Origin of the sequence: Pseudomonas sp. ENNP23 (genome assembly GCF_001728945.1) — a bacterium.
Classification (GTDB): Bacteria; Pseudomonadota; Gammaproteobacteria; order Pseudomonadales; family Pseudomonadaceae; genus Metapseudomonas; species Metapseudomonas otitidis.
In genome coordinates, this window is record NZ_LYSP01000068.1 from 1 (window position 1) to 18,846 (window position 18,846).

Annotated in this window: 19 protein-coding genes; 4 read left to right on the forward strand and 15 right to left on the reverse strand. The window is 55.4% G+C overall.

Features of this window, described 5'->3' with window-relative positions:
- Nucleotides 1–248: 248 nt before the first annotated feature.
- Nucleotides 249–1,709, reverse strand: a complete 1,461-nt coding sequence (locus A9G05_RS25120; RefSeq protein ID WP_069563542.1) for a sigma-54-dependent Fis family transcriptional regulator — start codon at nt 1,707–1,709, stop codon at nt 249–251.
- Between the two features lie 128 nt (nt 1,710–1,837).
- On the opposite strand from A9G05_RS25120, the gene A9G05_RS25125 reads away from it, so the two are divergent.
- A complete protein-coding gene (locus tag A9G05_RS25125) occupies nt 1,838–1,996 on the forward strand; it encodes a YqaE/Pmp3 family membrane protein (RefSeq protein WP_003084988.1) in 159 nt (52 codons plus the stop codon).
- A gap of 173 nt (nt 1,997–2,169) precedes the next feature.
- On the opposite strand, the gene A9G05_RS25130 is transcribed toward A9G05_RS25125, so the two are convergent.
- Nucleotides 2,170–3,258, reverse strand: a complete 1,089-nt coding sequence (locus A9G05_RS25130) for a PotD/PotF family extracellular solute-binding protein (protein ID WP_069563543.1) — start codon at nt 3,256–3,258, stop codon at nt 2,170–2,172.
- Nucleotides 3,259–3,388: 130 nt separating this feature from the next.
- Here A9G05_RS25130 and A9G05_RS27780 point away from each other — a divergent pair, with 130 nt between their 5' ends.
- On the forward strand, nt 3,389–3,541 hold the full coding sequence (locus A9G05_RS27780) for a hypothetical protein (RefSeq protein ID WP_171902746.1): 153 nt from the start codon (nt 3,389–3,391) through the stop codon (nt 3,539–3,541).
- Between the two features lie 85 nt (nt 3,542–3,626).
- Here the strand turns inward: A9G05_RS27780 and A9G05_RS25135 are convergent, their stop codons facing one another.
- The 11 genes from A9G05_RS25135 to A9G05_RS25170 form a co-directional block, all read right to left on the reverse strand.
- Nucleotides 3,627–4,097, reverse strand: coding sequence for a Bro-N domain-containing protein (locus A9G05_RS25135; RefSeq protein WP_044405628.1), 471 nt, complete (start codon nt 4,095–4,097; stop codon nt 3,627–3,629).
- A gap of 455 nt (nt 4,098–4,552) precedes the next feature.
- A complete protein-coding gene (locus A9G05_RS27500) occupies nt 4,553–5,443 on the reverse strand; it encodes a hypothetical protein (protein ID WP_139131252.1) in 891 nt (296 codons plus the stop codon).
- On the reverse strand, nt 5,440–7,032 hold the full coding sequence (locus A9G05_RS26890; RefSeq protein ID WP_083272666.1) for an AAA family ATPase: 1,593 nt from the start codon (nt 7,030–7,032) through the stop codon (nt 5,440–5,442). Before A9G05_RS26890 ends, A9G05_RS27500 begins: the two co-directional genes overlap by 4 nt.
- Nucleotides 7,033–7,120: 88 nt before the next feature.
- Nucleotides 7,121–7,888 carry a nuclease-related domain-containing protein gene (locus tag A9G05_RS25140; RefSeq protein WP_069563544.1) on the reverse strand — a complete coding sequence of 256 codons (768 nt, stop codon included), beginning with the start codon at nt 7,886–7,888 and terminating at the stop codon, nt 7,121–7,123.
- A gap of 203 nt (nt 7,889–8,091) precedes the next feature.
- The gene (locus A9G05_RS25145) at nt 8,092–8,523 is read right to left on the reverse strand and encodes a hypothetical protein (RefSeq protein ID WP_069563545.1); all 432 of its coding nucleotides are present in this window, start codon (nt 8,521–8,523) and stop codon (nt 8,092–8,094) included.
- A gap of 409 nt (nt 8,524–8,932) precedes the next feature.
- Nucleotides 8,933–9,859, reverse strand: coding sequence for a DUF5655 domain-containing protein (locus A9G05_RS25150; protein ID WP_069563546.1), 927 nt, complete (start codon nt 9,857–9,859; stop codon nt 8,933–8,935).
- Nucleotides 9,856–11,487: a hypothetical protein gene (locus tag A9G05_RS25155; protein WP_069563547.1), complete on the reverse strand. Its 1,632-nt coding sequence runs from the start codon at nt 11,485–11,487 to the stop codon at nt 9,856–9,858. The genes A9G05_RS25150 and A9G05_RS25155 overlap by 4 nt, the downstream gene beginning before the upstream one ends.
- Before the next feature lies 1 nt (nt 11,488).
- A complete protein-coding gene (locus tag A9G05_RS25160; protein ID WP_069563548.1) occupies nt 11,489–12,820 on the reverse strand; it encodes a restriction endonuclease subunit S in 1,332 nt (443 codons plus the stop codon).
- Nucleotides 12,820–15,027, reverse strand: coding sequence for an N-6 DNA methylase (locus tag A9G05_RS25165; protein ID WP_069563549.1), 2,208 nt, complete (start codon nt 15,025–15,027; stop codon nt 12,820–12,822). The genes A9G05_RS25160 and A9G05_RS25165 overlap by 1 nt, the downstream gene beginning before the upstream one ends.
- A 62-nt stretch (nt 15,028–15,089) precedes the next feature.
- Nucleotides 15,090–15,290: a helix-turn-helix domain-containing protein gene (locus A9G05_RS26895; RefSeq protein WP_081737514.1), complete on the reverse strand. Its 201-nt coding sequence runs from the start codon at nt 15,288–15,290 to the stop codon at nt 15,090–15,092.
- A gap of 137 nt (nt 15,291–15,427) precedes the next feature.
- Nucleotides 15,428–16,309: a competence protein CoiA family protein gene (locus tag A9G05_RS25170; RefSeq protein WP_069563551.1), complete on the reverse strand. Its 882-nt coding sequence runs from the start codon at nt 16,307–16,309 to the stop codon at nt 15,428–15,430.
- Nucleotides 16,310–16,449: 140 nt separating this feature from the next.
- Here A9G05_RS25170 and A9G05_RS25175 point away from each other — a divergent pair, with 140 nt between their 5' ends.
- Nucleotides 16,450–17,433, forward strand: a complete 984-nt coding sequence (locus tag A9G05_RS25175; protein WP_139131253.1) for a hypothetical protein — start codon at nt 16,450–16,452, stop codon at nt 17,431–17,433.
- On the opposite strand, the gene A9G05_RS27785 is transcribed toward A9G05_RS25175, so the two are convergent.
- Both A9G05_RS27785 and A9G05_RS26900 read right to left on the reverse strand, forming a co-directional pair.
- Entirely contained in the window at nt 17,423–17,590 is a 168-nt protein-coding gene (locus A9G05_RS27785) for a hypothetical protein (RefSeq protein WP_171902747.1), read from the reverse strand. The two genes, A9G05_RS25175 and A9G05_RS27785, sit on opposite strands and share 11 nt — an antisense overlap.
- A 102-nt stretch (nt 17,591–17,692) precedes the next feature.
- Nucleotides 17,693–18,457 (reverse strand): GIY-YIG nuclease family protein, encoded by a 765-nt coding sequence (locus tag A9G05_RS26900; protein ID WP_083272669.1) that lies wholly within the window; start codon nt 18,455–18,457, stop codon nt 17,693–17,695.
- Between the two features lie 169 nt (nt 18,458–18,626).
- On the opposite strand from A9G05_RS26900, the gene A9G05_RS27505 reads away from it, so the two are divergent.
- Complete coding sequence (locus A9G05_RS27505; RefSeq protein ID WP_021703143.1) at nt 18,627–18,815, forward strand: hypothetical protein; 189 nt, start codon at nt 18,627–18,629, stop codon at nt 18,813–18,815.
- Nucleotides 18,816–18,846: the final 31 nt, after the last annotated feature.

The following is an 18,846-nucleotide window of genomic DNA, read 5'->3' on the forward strand; positions in this document are numbered from 1 at the left end:
ATGCCGCTTCTCCATCCACCGACGTACCGACCCGTAGCCCGGGCTTCAGCCCGGGGCACCACCGCGCCCGCCCCCAAACACCTTGGCCGTAGGTGAATGCACGTCCTGCCTGTGATCGACCCCGCACCGCGTGGATCGATGAGGCGCGATCCACCCTACGCCGGACTGGGCGTTCCGTGTGGTGGATGCCACATCTCCATCCACCGACGTATCGGCCCGCAGCCCGGGGAAACGTGCCCGTAGCCCGGCTACAAGCCGTGCGCCTGGAGCTTGTTGTAGAGGCTGGCGCGGGCGATGCCGAGGCGTTCGGCGGCGCGGGTGCGGTTGCCGTCGCAGGCGGCGAGGGCGGTGAGGATGGCGGCGCGTTCCGCTTCGGCCAGGCTGTCCGCCAGGGGGCGGATATCGCTCGGTGTGGACGGCTCGGGCGATGGTGCAGGCTCGGCACCGGGCGGCAGCGGGTCCACCAGCAGCTCGGCCAGCTCCGCCCCATGCAGGGGCTGGGTGCCATCGCCCAGCAGTTGCGCCCGCTCCAGCAGGTTGCGCAGCTCGCGCACGTTGCCCGGCCAGGGCTGGGCGCGGAGCAGGGCGAGGGCGTCGTCGGCCAGCTCCAGCGGTGGCTGGCTGGAGCGGCTGGCGATGTCGTCGGCGAGGTGCTCGATCAGCGCCGGCAGGTCTTCCCGGCGCTCGCGCAGGGGCGGCAGGCGCAGGGCGAGGACGTTGAGGCGGTAGTAGAGGTCTTCGCGGAATTCGCCGGCGGCTACCTTGGCCTCCAGGTCCACATGGGTGGCGGCGATCACCCGCACGTTCAGCGCCTTTACCTGGTTGGAGCCCAGCGGCTCCACCTCCTGCTCCTGCAGCACGCGCAGCAGCTTGGCCTGGAGCGGCAGGGGCAGGTCGCCGATCTCGTCGAGGAACAGGGTGCCGCCGTCGGCCAGTTCGAACTTGCCGGCCCGCGCGCGGCGCTCGGCGCCGGTGTAGGCACCCGGCGCGGTGCCGAACAGCTCGGCCTCCACCAGGGATTCCGGGATCGCCGCGACGTTCACCGCCACGAAGGGGCCGCTGGCCCGCAGCGACAGGTTGTGGATGCCCTGGGCGAGCAGCTCCTTGCCGGTGCCGGTCTCGCCGCGCAGCAGCACGGTGGCGTCCAGTTGGGCGGCGCGGCGGGCCTGGCGCTTCACTTCGCTGGCGGCGGCGCTGGTGCCGATGAATCCGGCGATGGTGTAGCGCGCACGGCGGGCGCGGGCCAGCTCGCGCTGGGCGGCGGCGAGCTGGTTCTGCAACTGGGTGTACTTGGCCATGACCGGCTGCAGGTGGCGGGCGCGGTCGAACAGCACGAAGCCCAGGGCGCCCACCAGGGTGCCGTCGGCGTCGCGCAGGGGGATGCGGGTGACCACGAAGTGCTCGTCGCCGAAGGCCATCAGGTCGAGCATGCTCGGCGCGCCGCTCTGCACCACTTCGCGCAGGCGGCTGGCGGGCAGTACGTCCTCCACCTCGCGGCCGAGCACCGCGCGCGGGTCGGCGATGCCGAGCTTCCGGGCGTACTTGTCGTTGATCCAGACGATGCGCGCCTGGCGGTTCACTGCGATGGTGCCCTCGCACTGGGCGTCGAGGTGGTCGAACAGCAGCGGCATCGCCACTTCGCGGAAACGCTCGGGGGAGACGCCGATGATCAGGCCGTGGGGGTCGAGGTCGTCGCGGGAGATCGCCATGGGCACGGCTCCGGAAGGGAAACGCCGGCGATTATGGAAGCCGCGTCGCCGGCCCGGCAAGAAAGCCTGAACTCCGCTGGCGCAGCGGCGGTCGACTGCAGGTACCCACTGTCTTGCACGGAGTCGTCATGGACCTGATCCGCATCCTCATCGCCATCCTCCTGCCGCCGCTGGGCGTCTTCCTCCAGGTGGGCTTTGGCGGCGCCTTCTGGCTGAACATCCTGCTCACCCTGCTGGGCTACATCCCCGGCATCGTCCACGCGGTGTACATCATCGCCAAGCGCTGAGGCACCAGGGCACCCTGCGCCCCCGGCTCCGGCCCTGTCGGTGGTTGAACGGGCTGCGTTGCCGCTTGGCGAATTCGCGGCCTTCGGACCGGTCGGCGACGTCGCGCCCCTGCCAGGTCACCGGCGCTGGCTGGCGAGTTGTGGATGGAGGCGACGGCGTAGCTCGGAAACGGTCATGGGTCCTGCGAGCGCACCCGCATGGCCTGCGTGGACATTTTATGCATCAGGTTGTCGGCGGTTCGGTCATAGGCTGGCCAGAAACGTTCGGTGCTGAACAGCTTGGGGTCGTTGGCTAACATCGGGTTATCCACAGTGGAGACTACCGCGACCATGTTCAGCTCCCGTACCACGCGGCGCTGCACTTCCTCGGAGAGAAAGTAGTCAATCACCAGGTAGGCGGATTGCAGCTTTTCGCCACTCACTCCTTTGACAATGTTCATTGTGTCCAGCCAGGCGGTATCACCTTCGGCAAACTCTACCCGCTGCCAGTTCTCGCCACGTGCGCGCCGAGCGGCTATCTCTGGGCCGTAGCTGGCCACTAGCAGTTGCTTGTCGCGAAACTGTGGTGCGCTTACCCAGAATTCGTCGACCTGGCCGTACAGGCGATTAAGGAAATCCTGCGCGGGGCTGCCCTCTGCAGCGAGCCGCTTGGCGTCTTTGCGTTTGCCGCTGCGCATCAGGTCGTGCAGGAGAAAGGGGGGGTCACCAAGAGCGAGAAACGCCAAGGCGACATTAGGCTGCACCTGGCCGCTGGTGAGCGATAGCTTGCCTTTCCAGCGCGGCTGCAACAGATCGCCCAGGTGCCGTGGCAACTCGTCCTTGTTCAGTTTTTGCATGTTTGCCCAGATGCCGTAAGTCCCTCCACCGAAGGGCACATAGAGCAGGCGGTCGCCGTCCATCCCCATGCCCAGGCGGGCCAGTTGTGGCAATAGCTGCTTGAAACGTTTAAGGCGCGTGGGATCAATGGCCTGCAGCAAACCCGTCATCCGGCCTTGCTGCATCTTCAGATAGTTGAGGGTCAGGAAACTCAGGTCGGCTCTGCCGCTGCGCAGCAGCATGAACATCTGTTCAGGGCCTTCGGCGTAGGGGGTGATGACCTCTGCCTTCACCGGCAGCCCCTGTTCGGCCAGAGCATGGTTGATAGCCACCAGGTCTTTAGCGCTGACATAACCCTCCCAGGTGAGGATTCGCAGGGTCTGCTCGGCAACGGCACAGTGCACCACACCTAGAGTTAGCCACAGTGCAGCCATCAGCTTGAGCATGGACGCTCCTGAAATGCAGGAAGTGCCTTGATACTAGGTGCTGCTGGCACTGCCTGCCTGCCGCCTGACCAAAGGAATGGCCCGTCCTGAGTAAGGGTTGCACCTTCGCCCTTGTTTCAGGAGAGCCCCGATGGCAGAAGGTATCCGTCGCAGTCAGCGTGATTACACGCAGGTTTTCAAGCTGGCCGTGGTCGGTCAGGTCGAGAAAGGCGAGATGAGTTACAACGAGGCTCAGGCTCGCTACGGCAGCGCCCATGCGGTGTACATCATCGCCAAGCGCTGAGGCACCGGGGGCGCTGTGGGCCCCCGGTGCCGGTCTAGCAGGCGGTTGGACAACTGCGTTGCCGCTGCGGCGTTGAAACGGTGGGTTAGTGCCGCGTGGCGAATTCGCGGCCTTCGAACAGGTCGGCCACGTCGCGCACCCGCACCCACTGGCGGCCCTGCCATTCCATCAGGCTGAACTCGCGTCCCTGCCAGGTCACCCGGCGCTGGCGGGGCAGTTGCGGCGTGGCGGCGGAGCGTAGCGCGGGCACCACGTCCTGGGTCAGCCATTGGCGCAGGGCGCGGTGTTCGGGGTGGTAGAAGTTGACCTTGAGCAACTCGAACACCGCGCTTTCGTTGATCAGCAGCACTTCCTGCTCCCCGCCCTGTACGTACTCCACGCGGGCGTGGCGCCATTGGTCCGGGTCCAGCTTGCGCGACAGGCGTTCGTCGAAGCGGTGGTTGGTGAGGGGGCCGAGGTCCTGGGCGACGAACCAGACCTGGTCGTCGATCAACAGGGCACGCAATGCGCGGTGATGGCGGTGGAAAACCGTGGGGATGTAGCACTCGTAGGACATGGTGAGACTCCTTCCTTGTAGGGGGAGCCCGCCACCGGTTCCTGACTGCATGAGGGTGGCGGACCGTGCGAGGTGTGGAATACCGGTTCGCAGAACGCCCGGTGGGCTTTCGCCCCCCTCGCACGGTCCGCCATAGACGGCCAGGGTTATTGAAGGCTGAGTCCCTTCGCTAATCCTGCTATGGCATTGGTAGTGCTTCTGCGAGTTCGGGATTCCACTCCCGGTCATGCCGAGGCATGACGGTGGGAGACGCTACAGAGCGCCCTTGTAGGACGGCAATGGCGAGGGTGGGTAGGAATTGTCTGAGGTGCCTTTAATTTTTGTCGAAGTTAAAACGCAAGAAAATTGGTGATTTCAATTGGGAGATAAAAAATTATTAGTTTTAAGGTTTGGTTTGGTGGCTGAATTTCGACTGTTTTTAATTGTGATAGTTACTTAATTCCGCTTTGGCCGTATCACGGCCAGCCCCGATCTTTTAAGTGTGGGCGTTTATCTCCGGGGGTGTGATGAATTTCGCCGGGCTCTCCTTCGGGGCCTATGTTTCCATGTTCAACAATGTTTATTTGATTTAAGCCAATTCTCTCAGCGATTTTTTGGTTGGTAATATAGACGTCCCAGTGGTAGCCAGAGCCGTTAGTTATATTTGGTCGGGCCCAATAGTTATCTAGGTGGTCAACCCAGCAGTGTTTTGAGTTTGAAACCCTAAAAGCTTGTGTTGCGTTCTTCCACCAAGGCTGTTGCGGGGCGAATGGATACCTACCATGACTGTCTTCTTTGGCTGGTAATCTCCAATCATACCTGCAAGTCCATCGGATACTAACGTTTCTAATATGGTAGAGGCATGGGATCTGGATGTGGCCAATTCTTGGTAGTTGCACATGTAGGATCCAGCGTTTTATTTCACTTAATGTGCTGTGTTGTGCTCTGTGCGTTACTAGGTTTCTATTCTCTTTTAGTCGAGTTATAAGGAATATCTGATTTTCTGACTGGGCGGCTCTAATGACTGCATTAGCCATTCGTGTTGGCCAGGGAGAACTATCCAGTAGTCCGAACATATCTTCAAAGCCGTTCTTCCAAACTTGGCCATTTTGTGGAATAAGTCGGGGGAGCACGTTGTCTGGTTGTGTGAGTTTTTGAATTTCCTGTATGGTTCTTTTTCCTTGTGGAGATAATCTATGGTAGCAACTGGCTATAAGTTCGCTGGATAATTCATTCCAGTATTCTTCTAGCTCAATAAGAACGACATTTTCTAATCTGCAAATCTTAATGACTTCCTCTAGATCTGGAATGATTTGATCTTCTGGTCTTTCGTCAAAAAGTGCCGGATCTAAAATTGCAATTATCATGGCTCAATATTCGTCTCAGGCTCTTCTCCCGAGAGGAAAAGCTCATTTTTTTCATTCTTATTGTTTTGATTTTTTTTGTTTTTCTTTTCAATTTTTGCAAAATAGATAGCGCTCTCTTCCTCGCTCGCTTCGTCCATAAAATCGCTTGGCCAATTTTCGGACATTCCTCCATCGGAGGTTAGTTTGCTTGAGCTAATTGAAGAGGTTCCATCATCAGCTTGTTCAACGGAATGTATAATAACGTTCTCAAGCAACCATGATTCAAGTGAGCTGGATTTTCCCGCTCTAGCTGCTAGGCCTCGTAGCTTGCGAACTAGATGATCGCTATGTGTTTCCACAATTATTCTGCGGTTAGACTGGGCCAAACTAATAAGCCAGTGTGCTAAGCGACTGGCTACTTTGGGGTGTAGGTGTGCTTCAGGCTCTTCTAGAGCAATGTGCCCATGTGCAGGGCATAGATCTATATATTCATTAAGCTTGAATTGGCCTTCTTCCCCTTTAAATTTCATAGGGTCGGCAAACAGTCCAAGCTCTACTAGTGGTAAAAGTTGCCCAAGGCCTCTGCCGACATGGCCTAGGCTTGCGCGTCCGAACATGATTTGAAAGCCTACTTTTTCTATGTCTTTAATTTGTAGTGGTGCGCTTATTGAAAGTGCTTTCATGGTTGAGTTGACCGCTTCCTCTAGTGGGGCGGCTATTATCATGTGCTCTGAGATGTCCTGGTTTGTCAGCGTTTCTATGGGTAGGTAGTGAACGATGTCTTTTCTTTTTCTGTGCAAAAGTTGTGCTGCATGCTCCCCGCTGGCTCCTATTTCATTAGGGTCCGAAGTTGCGGGTTTAAATAGGCTGGGTGCGGGAAGGCGAGAGGAGCCAAGATAATGGAATTGCGTAAGAATTGACTTTAATGCGTTGAGTGGTTGGGCAAATATAACTAGATAGGCGTTGTGGTATGCCCTTTCGGCTGATCTTGGTCCAACTTTGCTCCGGTTAATGTTTAGTATTGGTATGAAATTGTCCAGTTCAATGTCGATGTTTTTGGTCTTTTTTCCATTCCAAGTACAGTGCCATTCGCCGTTTTTTGCCTCTAACCCAAGAGATGTATCATGTTCGTTGCTGTGCGAGGTTAGTAGTATTTCAATGATTTCGGCGCTGCCTGCAATCTCTGCTGTGCGAATTCTTATTGTTGTGAGAATGTTTTTCTCATCGTTTTTGGATTTTAGCCATTTAACGTCGGAGTGCTTGGCTAAGTTTTCTAAGTCTGGACTTCCAGCGAGTCCATGGCTCTTAGAAACGATACATTCCCAGCCTATAGTTATTTCAGGGCCGGCTACAAAATCGCCTGTGTCTGGCCAGCCATAAGTAATTTCCCTGAGGTTAAATGCATCAACTACGCCCTCTAGTTTTAGCATTACATCTGGGCGAGGGTCTGCAAGTGTTTGCTTTAGAAGAAGAAGGCTTTGGATTAGTGAGCTTTTCCCAGAGTTGTTTCTGCCAATAATTATAGTGAGCGGAGAGATCTCGATTTTTTCAGAGCTTTTAAAAGATTTGAAATTCTTAACTTCCAAGGAGACTAATTTCGCATTTCGCATTTTTTCACCAGTGACTGCGGTGCTGAGGTTTTCTAAATAGATTGTAAAAATAAATATTTTGCCAATTCTAGCATTGAAATGTACGTGACTATTTTTGTATCGACCTGCACTTCGGAAACCCCGAACACCCCCAAAACCTCTGCCCCGCCTTCGGCCCCGACCTCACCGTTCGAATCACCAGCGCATTGCCGCACTTGGGGCATTGCCGCTCGGCGGTCGGGTCATTGCGGCGCTGGAGGTTCTGCACATGTTCGCGGTGGGTGGCGAGGGTGGGCGCGCGGCGACCGGTTTGCAGGGTGCGGACCAGGGTGGCGACCTGGGCGTCGCTGAAGACCGGCTGCTGGAAGGATTTGATGTAGCGAATAAAGCCGATGCCCTCGGTGACGTTGGCGGGCATGGCGGTTTTGAAGGTGCTGCCGCCGACGAAGGTGATGACGGAGTGCAGGTGCTCGGGGGCGATGCCGAGGGTGGCTTCCAGGGCCTTGAGGTGTTTGTAGTTCTGCCGCAGCGGGTTCTGGAATTTGTAGCTGTGCTTGTAGAGCTTCTGCGTCCACTGGGCCTGCTGTTCGCTGCCGAAGATCCAGCCGCTCATGTTCTTGGTCTCCAGCACGAAGATGCCGTAGCGGGAGAGGAAGACGTGGTCGATCTGGGTGGTGCCGTCGGGGGTGGCGAGGGTGACGTTGTGCAGGCGGCGGTAGGTCTGTCTGTCCAGTTGCCAGTGGGCGAAGAGCCGGACGAGGAGTTCGCCGACATAGCCTTTGCCGAGTGGGGATTTGAGCAGGCCGATGAGGATCATCAGCGGGATGAACCAGGCGAAGGTAGTCCAGACCTGGGTGATGAGCGGTGTGAAGTCCATTTCCGTCACTCATGAGTCGTGAGTGGCCGGATAGTAGCGAAAAAGGCCGTGCTGGCACTATGGGATTGCGTACCGGCCGGGGGCTCCTTTGGTTGGGGGTGGCCTGGGGCCAGAAACGCAAAAGCCGCGCAGTGCGCGGCTTTGTGTTGTGTGGGCTCACATGCCAGTGCAGGTGGCTGTTCTCTGTCCCTACGGTGCGTCGGTCAGTTCACTTCGAGCCTGTAGAGCTGCTCCATGTCCTGCCCGGTGCATTGGGTGCCGAAGGTATTGCCGTAAATCAGCACCTCGTAGGTTCCGGCTCGGGTGGGCGTGCCCTGAATGACGCCAAGTGGCTCTCGTGCCTGGTGGTTCAGCGCCAGGCCATCGGGTAATGGATGAGCCGGCGCTACCAGCAACTTGCTGACGGCGGTATCAGCCCCTCTCACTTCGATGCGGGCAATGTAAGGCGCCCCCACTTTTGCTGCTGGCAGCTCTTTGGGCATGAGTTCCGGCGGTGTCCTGCTTGAGCAGCCGACCAGTACGTTGCCCAGCATGATGGCCTCGCAGCCGGACAGCATCAGAGCTCCTGCTAGGAGCGCGCATAGCTTGAGCGGTATGCGTAGTTCACGGGATCGAGCCACCGGATTTTCGCTCATGGTGAGTTTCCCTTGATCAGGTAAGGGCCGATGTTACGCGGGGTGCCTGCGCTGCTTGTGCTGACCCGGCTGAAGTTGGCGAAGGGGCTCTGCTCGTGTGGTGCCTGGGAATTCGCCATCTCGGAAACGCAAAAGCCGCGCACTGCGCGGCTTTTTGTTTGGTGGGCCCACACGGACTCGAACCGTGGACCAAAGGATTATGAGTTGCCTAGAAACGCTGCAAGCCCAGTGAAATCGTACGTAGCTTATCGTAGGTAAAGTTAGCTGAAAGCATCGTCGTAGAGCGGTTTAAGCGTAGTTTGGCGAAATTTGTAAAAGCTGGGCACTGTACCGCCAGTGTACTGTTTTTTGTACCTGGCCCCTTACTGGGCCGGCTACCACTGTAGCTTTGCCGGATCGTCGTCAGAGTTTAGTTCTCCTGATAGCTACGTTCGATCAGGTGCTTGGCGCGCTCCAGGTCGGCTTGGCTGCGTAAGCTCAGCTCCAGGTCGCCCGTCCCCCAGTGGCCGATAGCGCGTACATCACGGCTGAAACCTTCGACCAACTCGACAGAATCTGGATTGAGCTTGAGCATCAGCAGCAGGCGCTTGGGTTGGGGTACTAGGCTGGCAAAGTTTTTTAGGCGGCGAAACGCCACATAGAGCTTCAGATGTTTTTCCTGCACATCATCCCCAATGGAGTGCAGGTAGCTTTTGGTCGTATCGAACAGAGTGACAATCTCTGGCGTAGCCTGGGACAGCTGCTCCTGCCAAGTCTTATCCTTGCCCACTGGCACTGACTTGCCTGGCTCGATAGCAGCTGCTTTAGATGTAGTTGAGGCGTCTGTCACGCTCACACTATTGACTAGCTCCAAGAGTAACAAATCATCACCAAACATCTTGTAGCGGATCAACTCGATATTGCGCTGGATCAGTTGCACTGCATGTTGGTCGTAACGCGTGAAGTCGGCGGCAATGCATAGCAAGCGAGTGCCACTCCATTCGATCTGATCGGCAGCATCCTTCCCGAGCTTTTCCATTACCAGCCAGCGAAACTCGGCCTGATGATCAAGTAACCAGTCCAAGTAGAATAACCCCTGATTGATCACGTTCTCGTTGCTGTGTCGCTTGTACTCAACGATTACTGGACAGCCATTTTCGTCTAGGCCAAGGGAGTCGATTCGACCCTTATGGGTTTTGCCCGTGGCGTATTCGCTGGCGAGAAAACGCACCCCCAAGAAGCACTCCATCTGTGTTTCTATCAAGCTTTGTAGCTGCTTTTCTACTGCAACGGAGCGGCCGGGAAGCTCAATCGCGTCTTGTTGTCCATTCAGACGGAACAGCTGAATATCACTCATGCGCCTTCTTCCATAATGTGAGCGCCAGAGGCCTTTAGGATGGCCTTCAATTCGGGGAGGATTTTGTTTGGAATTTCCGCAGCCTGAGTAATGGCTACATATTTGAAAGTGTTTAAATCAAATGGCACTTGGTCTTGAGCGGTAGTCGGCTCGAATAAGAAAATAAGCCGATTTTCTTCGTGATGCTTTAGTGCGTAGCCGGCTTCAATATAAACGTTGGGGCGATGGCCGGTTAGGTCGCAAATTATTATGTCGGACGAAGAAATGGCTTCGTACATTCGGTTATGAATCGGAAAAGACCCACCCTCCTCGGTGCCCATGTCGACCAATTCTAAGGTGACTCCATGTTGCTGTTGGAGATTGCTCAGAGTCTGCCGAAGTTGTTGTAGGCGTAACGTGGCTTTGTTGTGGGCGTCATTCGGAGCGTCCGGCGCTGGGTACCAGCGCGCTAGAAAGACCCTCTTCGGAACTCGAGATTGGGCAGCTTTATAGGTTTTGAGAAGTTGCTCTGCTGGAGATAAAGGATCAAGCAAATTTGTTATTCCTTGCCCGCCAAGCCAACGGCTAAGGCGGTCGAGATAATTTACCGTCCAGCGGACTTTTTGCTCATGATCTTGTCCTTCTGCCTCTCTCCAGACCCGTGCTGCCAGCTCGAAGAAGCTGTAGGTTTTGCATAGCGATGGATGGTTTACGGTCAGTTGGGTAGCGATATCCGCCAGCGCAGCAAACAGGTTGTCGGCAAAGCTGGTCAAGATTTGTCGATCGCGGGCAATAGTCTCGTCCATACTGATAAGGTTGCGAGCCGACTCCCAAAGTGTGGTCAATGGACGCTCGCCGAAGCGTTGCCGAGCCGGTTGCGGTAGACCTCGTAGGCGGTCGGCCAATAGCCGCGTTAGGTGCAGCGCCGGGTTGTAGGCGAATTCGTTATCCGGCGTCATGGCGTGCGCTGGGTCTTGCCCCAGCAGCAGCCGAAGACCGTGTTCCGACTCCAGCGGTAGGGCTGTGCTGTTGATGGTGTGGAAAATCAGCGATTCAGAGAAGTCGTCTGCATCATTGTTCGCCGGACCGAGCAGCACCATGCAGAATGGAGCGAGGTACTTGGTCGGTGTGTTGGGGTCTTCGGTAAGCTGTTCGGCCAGATGCAGGCGATGATTTCCGTCGATGCGGCGAATGATTTTATCCTGCTTGAGCTGCCCCAGGTCGCCTCGCCGCACGCGCAGCCGCTGCATCCGCATGGTCGGACTTGAATATCGGCGGGAGATATCCACTAGGCTATCGTTGTCGCTTCTCACCCCGAAAACCGTTTCGCCCAACCCCTGTTCGTCCGGGGCGATCTCGCCCCGATTGACTATGAGTTTGACCGGCGCACGAACGGAAAGAATTATCTCTGGGAGGAAGCGATTCTCGCTCTGTTCCAGGTAGTTCTTGATCTCCTCGGCGTGTTTGGCCGATTCCACTCGCTGATGGCCTACCACCCTAAAGCCCTGCTCTCCATCCTCCATCTTGTAGGGTACGGAGATGGCTGCCAGATCGCGCAGATCGGCAAAGCCCCTGATAATGCGGAAGATGCCCAGCACGCTTTCCGAGAACAATCCCTCGAATTCGATGTATTGGCGGCCTCGCGACATATTAGTACACCTCCACCGGGCGGGTGCCGAGAATCATTTTTTCTATATCTTTTTTCCGTTGGGCAAGCTTTTCATTAGCCGCCGAGATGTTTGCCAGAATCTGTTGCCGCCGGTCGGCAAAGCTTTTTTGAACCTCTATTGGAATTTCAGGAAGCCTGATTTCGGCCAGGTTTGCGTAGTACATCCGTTGTTTAACGCCGCCGACACGGTTAAAAGCCACGAGGGCAAGGAAGTAGTTTGTCCTAAGCATAAGTGCCATAAAGGCAGGTAGAAAGCCGCCTTTCAGCCGCCACACCTGGTATTCAGGGCTTGTGATCGCATCCACGGGTACTTCGGGCACGATGCCGAGGGAACCGACATTAGCGCGTGTGGGGTTGTGAAAGAACCAGTCTTTTTCAATTTTCTTGTAAGGCGCATTGAAATCCTTTCCGACCTGCATAGAACTTAGAAAGACACCTTCCTTGTTATTCACTCCATAAATGGGCCATTCCTTTTCCGGCTCATCCCAGGGCCTAATGGTTTCAGCGCATTCCTCGGTGTAATCACCTAGTCGTATAAAATTAGGGTTCGCCGTTATGAAAGCGGCGGCACGACCCGCTTTGACATCCCATTGCTGAGTGTTCTCGTAATTGGCGAGGAATACTTTGGAGCGGGTCACCTGGCCAAAATCTTTTGTCTGCTTGACGAGCCACGAATGAAGCTCCAACACCAAATCTGACAAAGCGGTATCCGCCGCTGCGCGTTCCAGCTTGGCTGCCTCCCAATGGGCCACAATTTTCTGCTGAATCGGCAGCGCGGGGATGGGGACTTTTACCCCCTCAAGCTGGGTTGGTTGAATCCGTTTTCGGCCCGATGCGCCGCTGATCATCGAATTCAATAGCTTTTTGAACGCCTCTGTTCGGAATAACAGTTTCACGTATTCAGAATCTGTTCTCTGAAAATCGACGGAATAAACTGGAAATTCTGAGGTGACGCACATGCAGTCAATGCCATCGGGAGCAAGCCCTATTGCCCCGTTGCGCACATCAATTTTTGAAAAAACCACGTCACCGGAGTAGACACGAAACAGCCGCCCTTTGACGTCCTTTATGCGGACCGGCTCGCGTGGTTCAATCGAACCATCAAAACGAATGGTCAGCAGAGTAACCATGGACTCGAGAGTCAGTGTTTCTAAAGCGGCTTCGTTTCGTCGCCTGAGGATGCTGACCAACGGTTTGATGACCTCATCTGGCCAGCTCCAGTTAACAGCGAACTGAGCTGCAACGCTCCAAGTCTGCAAGCCGCTGAAACTAACGCTAAAGGCCCGCGGTCTGGCCTGAGCCACTTCGCCCATTATTCAGCCCCTCTCGCAACGGCAAAGGCGCTCGGGTCGGAGAGATACTCGCGATACCACTCCAGGCAGGTCTTGTCACAATTGGCCGGCTGCCGGTCGTTGGGGTAAAGCTCGTTCTGGTCCTCCTCACCAGTGGCGGAGATGCCGACCTTTTCCGCCTCGTACATGAAGATGGGGTAGTCGAAGCGCTCCTTGAGCAGTTGCCGGGTTTCGGTGATCTGACGGATCTCTATTGCTTTCAGGTAGTCCTTGAGCTCCTTTTGCAGGGTCTGCCGTTGCTCGGCGTCCTTCGCCTGCTTGGCTGCCTCGATTTCGCTATCCAGCCGTTCCCGTTCCGCTTTGATCTCGTCGGCATACCGGGCTTCGATCTCCGCCTTTGCAGTGGCGTAGGTCTCGTCAAACTGTTGCTGCTCCTCCTCGGTGAATTTTTGCAAGAAGAGCAGCGAGCATTTCACGCTGGCCCCGGAGCTGACAAAGGTCTCCTGCGGTAGACTGACCACGGCGCGGAGGAAGGCTCGGTCTTCGGTGAATTCGCGCACGTAGGTGAGTGAGGGGTTATTGAAAATGCCTTCCGGCAGCACGATAGCGAGGCGGCCTCCAGGTTTGAGTAAGTCAAGGCATCGCTCGATGAAGAGCACTTCGGTCTTAATCTTGGCCTTATCGCTTTTTGGTAATTCGAACAGGCTGGTAATGGGCTTATTTAGTGCCGCTTGCACACGATTCTGAGCCTGAAGATAGAGGTCCCCATACTCATCGAGATAACGTAACTTGGCAACGGCGCTCACCTTGATATCCGACTCTAGAATTTTGTCGGTAGGTTCGACATTAGCCCCAAAAGGGGGGTTAGTGAGAACAATGTCGAAACGCCCTTCGAAGATGCCATTAACATTTAGAAAACCATCGTGGTGGTGAACGCCGCCGTGGCCATCGCCGTGCATGATCATATTCATCTTGCTGGTACGTGCCATGCGGTCGTTGGCGTCGGTACCATATATGCAACGATTTGAGAGCTTCCACAGCCTGGAACCTTCAATCTTTTGGTCGATAAGCGTCTGTATTTCGTTGAACTTGTCTTGGAGCTTCTTAGCACGCTGCTCTTCGGTCAGTGACTCGTCTTCTTCGACTTTGGCCTTGAACACGTTGTACTCTCGATCGGCGTCAGCAAGGATTTTTTCCCGGACTATCTCGAACACACGGATCAAAAAACCGCCTGAACCACTAGCCGGATCGCAGACGATCTCACCTTCTTTGGGATCGACCATATGCACCATAAATTCGACAATAGTGCGTGGGGTGAAGAACTGGCCGATTTCGCCCCGGAAAGTACGGCCGAGGAATCGCTCAAAAGCAACGCCTTTTACGTCCTCACTGGTGTCAGAGAGGTTGTATTTTTCTAATTCTTTGACGATGGCCTCACCGGTGGCAGGCTTTAGGTTGATGCGTTCATCTTCATCGAAAATCTTGTCGGTGGCGTATGCGAGCTTGGTTTGTTGAAACAGATTGTCGAGCGGATTCTCAGCGATCTGGCTTTTCAGCACATCGACGGTAAAGAGGTTAGTTTTATTGCGTCGAGTCAACAGTGAACGTTCCACATAAACCTTGATGAAAAGTACCTTGGCGATTTCATCGAAGGCGGCTGCCGGGTCTTTTTTCTCCCGGTTGCGGATGATGTTGTGGCATTTGTGCAGCAGATCGGCGAACTCCTTTTCCTTAAAGGCGCGGAGCTTGGAAAGTAGCTCCTCAATGTCCTTATCCGAGGCATCGCCATGGGGAATATTCTCGATTTCTTCCGTGTAGCCGGGCACTTTGTCTTTCTTGACCCGCCAGTACTTGGTTTCCCGCGAGTTATGGGTAACGAAGAATGGTGCATTCCAGAATCGTGCGTAGTTCTCGCCTTGTGCGTAGTCAATAGGCTTGATAGTGACGTTATCGGATTTACATTCCACGATAATGAATGGCGGGTTGTCTTCTGCCTTGTCTTGAGGTGTGCGCCATATGACAAAATCCGCTCTGGCTCTGGCTGATCCTCTACCTGTTAGTTCTTGTTCTTCTGCAATTTGATCGAGAGTAAAACCATATTCGTTTACCAGTACGAGCAAGTACTCCTGTCGAACTGTCTCTTCTGGTGTCTCTACAAGCCATTTGCTGCGTACATGGCTCCAGATTTTTCCTTTCTTGTTGTCGCGCTTAAGATCCAGATTGCTCATGTTCTTTCTCATTCATTAAATCGTTTGGGCTTGGCTAGAGCGTGTAGGGGCCTGCGGCGCTATTACGTGGCTTGTGAATTCCCGGCTTCATTAGCGCCGCCAGCACGAACCCAGTCATCAATCTCTGACAATTGAAACTTCCATAGTCGTCCTATGCGATGTGCTGGTAATCCCTTCTGCTCTCTCCAGCGATAAACAGTGTCTTTAGCCACTCCGAGATGTTGTGCGACGTGCTCGGCGGTAACCCACGGTTCGGTGTTTATGGTGGCTTTACCCCGGATGTTGGGAGGCAATGGTCGTCCAAAGTCGTCTGTAGTCTATCAAAGCTGGTCAAGCAGAAGGCTGGTGATCTGGTTGTTGCAGGGAGCATCGATTTTCAGCTGACGTGCTTGACTGCTCATCAGTTCTGATCCAGTGCTTGCAGCCTGGCCAGAATCTCTTCGCGGCTGTTAGGGTAGTAAATCCAGTTCTTGTACCTGGGGTTGTATTCTCCGCCAAACTGGTTGCGCCAGGTTTTAAGCAGCTCTGTGATCTGCGGGTTGAATGACCAGGAGCGGACGGCCACTGAGCCACTGGGCAGCGTTCTGGCAGATACCCACATCTGCATGATGACGAAGCGCTGCTCTTGCAGCGCGGGTGTCGTCCGGGGCGGGTGTAGATCTACGACTGAACGTGGATCTGGCATCTGCATTTCAAATGCCTGCGCGATCGTCGGTGCTTCGGGGTAGATCCAGCTTTTATGGTGTGGTTGATGAAGGATGTAGCTCTTGGAGGATTCGGATGGAATGGGCTGAGAGCTCTGCAGCAGGTCGCTTAGGTCTAGTTCTATGGTCGGCGTGCCAGCGGCCTGGATGCGCTCCAGCTTTACTTCATCAATGAACGAGGTGACGGCAATCTCGATGAACAGCCGTGAGCCATCTTTCAGTTCGGCTACCAAGTCGGGCTGAAAGCCCTGTTGCCGTACCTCCGGAGTGACGGTTTCGAAGTCCCACCAGCTGCTTGTGTCTTCACTGTTGGGGTAGATGCCGGGGAGATGTGGTAACTGCATACCGAGTCCATCGCAGATGACCTCCTTGGCATAGAGGTGGAGAAGGCTTTCGCGTTGGATATAGCAGCTCTTCTTCTGTGAGACGTGGGCAAAATGGTGCTCCCGTATCAGCCCCTTCCGGGCCATGACAGGCTCACCGCAGCTTACGCAGGTGCAATTGCAAGAAATGCCACGATGGGCGTTTTCAATGGTGATCAGCCGACCGTTTGGGTCGAGTGCGACGAACATGGTCATGGTGCAGGCCTCTGGTGTGAAGACGGCTCCAAGAGTCATGATTCGAGCGGGGGCAAACATCCCCCCAACCTCCTGCAAAGGGGTTATGTGTAGGTATGGATATGGCTGCAGTCCTTTGAATTAGGGTGCTGGGAGTTTGTGTGCAGGAAGTAATGCGATGCTTACAGGATGAGTTGATCGAGGTTCCGGCCGACAACAAGGCATACCGGATTCTGCGATTTATGGTGCAAGCCAAGCTGGCTGACCTGGATAAGAACAAGCATGAGCCGCAGCAGTTTTCTCGCAGCGCTCTACTGCTTAATGTCGAGGGCGAGCACAAGGGGAGGACTTTAAACGCCACTACCTGGCTGCCCCCTGGTTTGCTTGAGCAATTCCTGGATTCTCGCCTTGCATCGCTTTGTGAGCGGCTGCGTCGAGCAGGTCTAGATCAGATGCCGGTTGTGCGCGCCAATGACGGCAAGGGGGGGAAGGGGAATGAGCGGACTTTCTGGCTGGATGTGTCGCCTCTATCAGATGCACCTGTTCCGAAAGAGCAGCAGCGCCCTTGGACGCACATCGAATACTCCCGAACGGATGCTGGCAACGTGCGACCGAGCTGCATGTTGCGCTTGATTTTCCGCAATGGCGAACTGAAGAACCGAAGCTGGCGAGGTCTGTCACTGTTGGTCAGCATCGTGATTGGGCTTCTGCTACTGGGGCTCTGGCTGCTTGCAGGTATGTGGACTGTGGCCGCGCTCGATCAGACGTTGACGTTGCGGCAGCTTGGGAACGTGGCGCTTTTTGGGCTGGGTAGTTGGTTCATCTGGGCAAATTTCTATGCCCCCTGGTGGCGCCTAGTCGATGATCGTGTGATCAAGGCTCCCACTGCGTTCCTGTCGATCTTTGAGGACTCTGCAGAGCTGGAAATGCACCGCGATAGTGAGGGGCAGCAGTGGACGAGATTTGTCCGTTTCAGTGCTGATTGCCCGATATGCAGCGGGCGGGTGCTTCTGATGCCGGGTAAGCCTGATCAGGCGCTACCCATCGTCGGGCGCTGCATCGAGAGCCCTTACTCACACGTGTACAGCTTCGATCGGGCTAGGCTTTCAGGTACCTATATAGGTCGTGAGAATCCTACGGCGTAGCAGGCGGCGTTTCGTCATCAGCAGCAATCGGCACACCGGCTGTTGACCGGAGGCAGACGTGCGTTGGTGGTTCAAACACATAGCCGGTTTGGATCATCTCGGCTTCGATCTCTTCGGTGATGAAGAAGGGCTCTTCAATCAGCGGGGTGTCGTTCATGCCTGTTCCTCTGGCGGGAAAATCGGTTGGGATTTTAGCGGCTAAAAAGCGTTACCCATCAGACAGCTTCTTGTCGGCACTATGGTGAGTCAGGTCCATACACTAAGGCTGCCTCGGTCGCTCCGGCGGGATGTCTTTGAAGCCGCGTGAATGAAGCAGCTTTAGGATGTCTCCTGCATCAAGGCTCCACAAAGACCCTCCGCGGACATTTCGCCATCCGGCCTTGCGCATCAGCGCGACAGTCGCCCTATCTGCCGCGTGGGCTGCTTCTGACTCGGTGATGAAACCCAGAGACCTTGTTGTTACTGTCTCCAGTGGCTTATGGAGCGCTGTCCAGTCTGCGGCCTTGCCAGCGAAATGGCGGCGTATTCGTGCGTCAGGATTGCTGCTGTAGCCAACAAAGTATCTGTCTCCATCAAGCAACAATACAAAAAGGGAGTACTCGGTAGCGGCGTCACACCCCTTTATGACGGAGCGTTCGGGCGAGAGGAGCTGCTTGAGTGAAGTCGTGGAGAGAATGTTGCCGTGACCGTGGCTAATCAGGGCCTTAGCGGTATGTTCAACGCTGACGTTTGTGAAGAAGCCGCCGCGAACGTTCTGAAAGCCATGTTGCTGCATCAGCTCTAGGACCGCCGTGTTTTCAGCTAGCTCACCTGTACGGTAGTCAACGAGGCCAAGATCTGTACGGCTAATCTCTCGCAGAGGTGGATGGATGCGCGTCCACTCTGCACCTGATCCGTTAAAGTGCTTTCGAATGCGTCGATCAGGATCTTTTGCTTGGCCAACATAGTATCTGCCGCCTTTCAGCTCCAGCACGTATAGGTGGCGTTGGCAAAGTTCCGATTTCCATTCGGGTGAAATGTCCATGTATAACTCACGTTCGGGACAGTCAGACCGCTGGATTGTACTGCTAGCTGACAGATGCAGCGATGGCGTATCTACCAAGGAATTTTAATCCACTCATACCGCTACTCCGATGGAAGCCGATTGAGCAGTTGAGCTGCTAAATTTGGGTCATTACCTGGGAGATGACGATATGCAGGATCGAGATGAGCTTGAAGGTGTTTTGGAGCGTTATGCCCTAGGGAAAACCGCAGTGGCCAACGCGATTCGCGAGAGCAAGCGGCTTGGTCTGGGTGATGCAGAGCCGCCGACTGAGGAGGAGATTGCGGCAGAGATTGCTGCGTTGGACTTCTCTCGCTGGAAATCTGTACCAGTGGCATAGCGGTAGCCCCGGGCGGGGCTACCTAATTTTA

Coding starts and splice junctions, on each gene's coding strand:
- A9G05_RS25120 (WP_069563542.1), bottom strand. CDS start 1,709: ATGGCGATCTCCCGCGACGACCTCGACCCCCACGGCCTGATCATCGGC.
- A9G05_RS25125 (WP_003084988.1), top strand. CDS start 1,838: ATGGACCTGATCCGCATCCTCATCGCCATCCTCCTGCCGCCGCTGGGC.
- A9G05_RS25130 (WP_069563543.1), bottom strand. CDS start 3,258: ATGCTCAAGCTGATGGCTGCACTGTGGCTAACTCTAGGTGTGGTGCAC.
- A9G05_RS27780 (WP_171902746.1), top strand. CDS start 3,389: ATGGCAGAAGGTATCCGTCGCAGTCAGCGTGATTACACGCAGGTTTTC.
- A9G05_RS25135 (WP_044405628.1), bottom strand. CDS start 4,097: ATGTCCTACGAGTGCTACATCCCCACGGTTTTCCACCGCCATCACCGC.
- A9G05_RS27500 (WP_139131252.1), bottom strand. CDS start 5,443: ATGATAATTGCAATTTTAGATCCGGCACTTTTTGACGAAAGACCAGAA.
- A9G05_RS26890 (WP_083272666.1), bottom strand. CDS start 7,032: ATGCGAAATGCGAAATTAGTCTCCTTGGAAGTTAAGAATTTCAAATCT.
- A9G05_RS25140 (WP_069563544.1), bottom strand. CDS start 7,888: ATGGACTTCACACCGCTCATCACCCAGGTCTGGACTACCTTCGCCTGG.
- A9G05_RS25145 (WP_069563545.1), bottom strand. CDS start 8,523: ATGAGCGAAAATCCGGTGGCTCGATCCCGTGAACTACGCATACCGCTC.
- A9G05_RS25150 (WP_069563546.1), bottom strand. CDS start 9,859: ATGAGTGATATTCAGCTGTTCCGTCTGAATGGACAACAAGACGCGATT.
- A9G05_RS25155 (WP_069563547.1), bottom strand. CDS start 11,487: ATGTCGCGAGGCCGCCAATACATCGAATTCGAGGGATTGTTCTCGGAA.
- A9G05_RS25160 (WP_069563548.1), bottom strand. CDS start 12,820: ATGGGCGAAGTGGCTCAGGCCAGACCGCGGGCCTTTAGCGTTAGTTTC.
- A9G05_RS25165 (WP_069563549.1), bottom strand. CDS start 15,027: ATGAGCAATCTGGATCTTAAGCGCGACAACAAGAAAGGAAAAATCTGG.
- A9G05_RS25170 (WP_069563551.1), bottom strand. CDS start 16,309: ATGACCATGTTCGTCGCACTCGACCCAAACGGTCGGCTGATCACCATT.
- A9G05_RS27785 (WP_171902747.1), bottom strand. CDS start 17,590: ATGAACGACACCCCGCTGATTGAAGAGCCCTTCTTCATCACCGAAGAG.
- A9G05_RS26900 (WP_083272669.1), bottom strand. CDS start 18,457: ATGGACATTTCACCCGAATGGAAATCGGAACTTTGCCAACGCCACCTA.
- A9G05_RS27505 (WP_021703143.1), top strand. CDS start 18,627: ATGCAGGATCGAGATGAGCTTGAAGGTGTTTTGGAGCGTTATGCCCTA.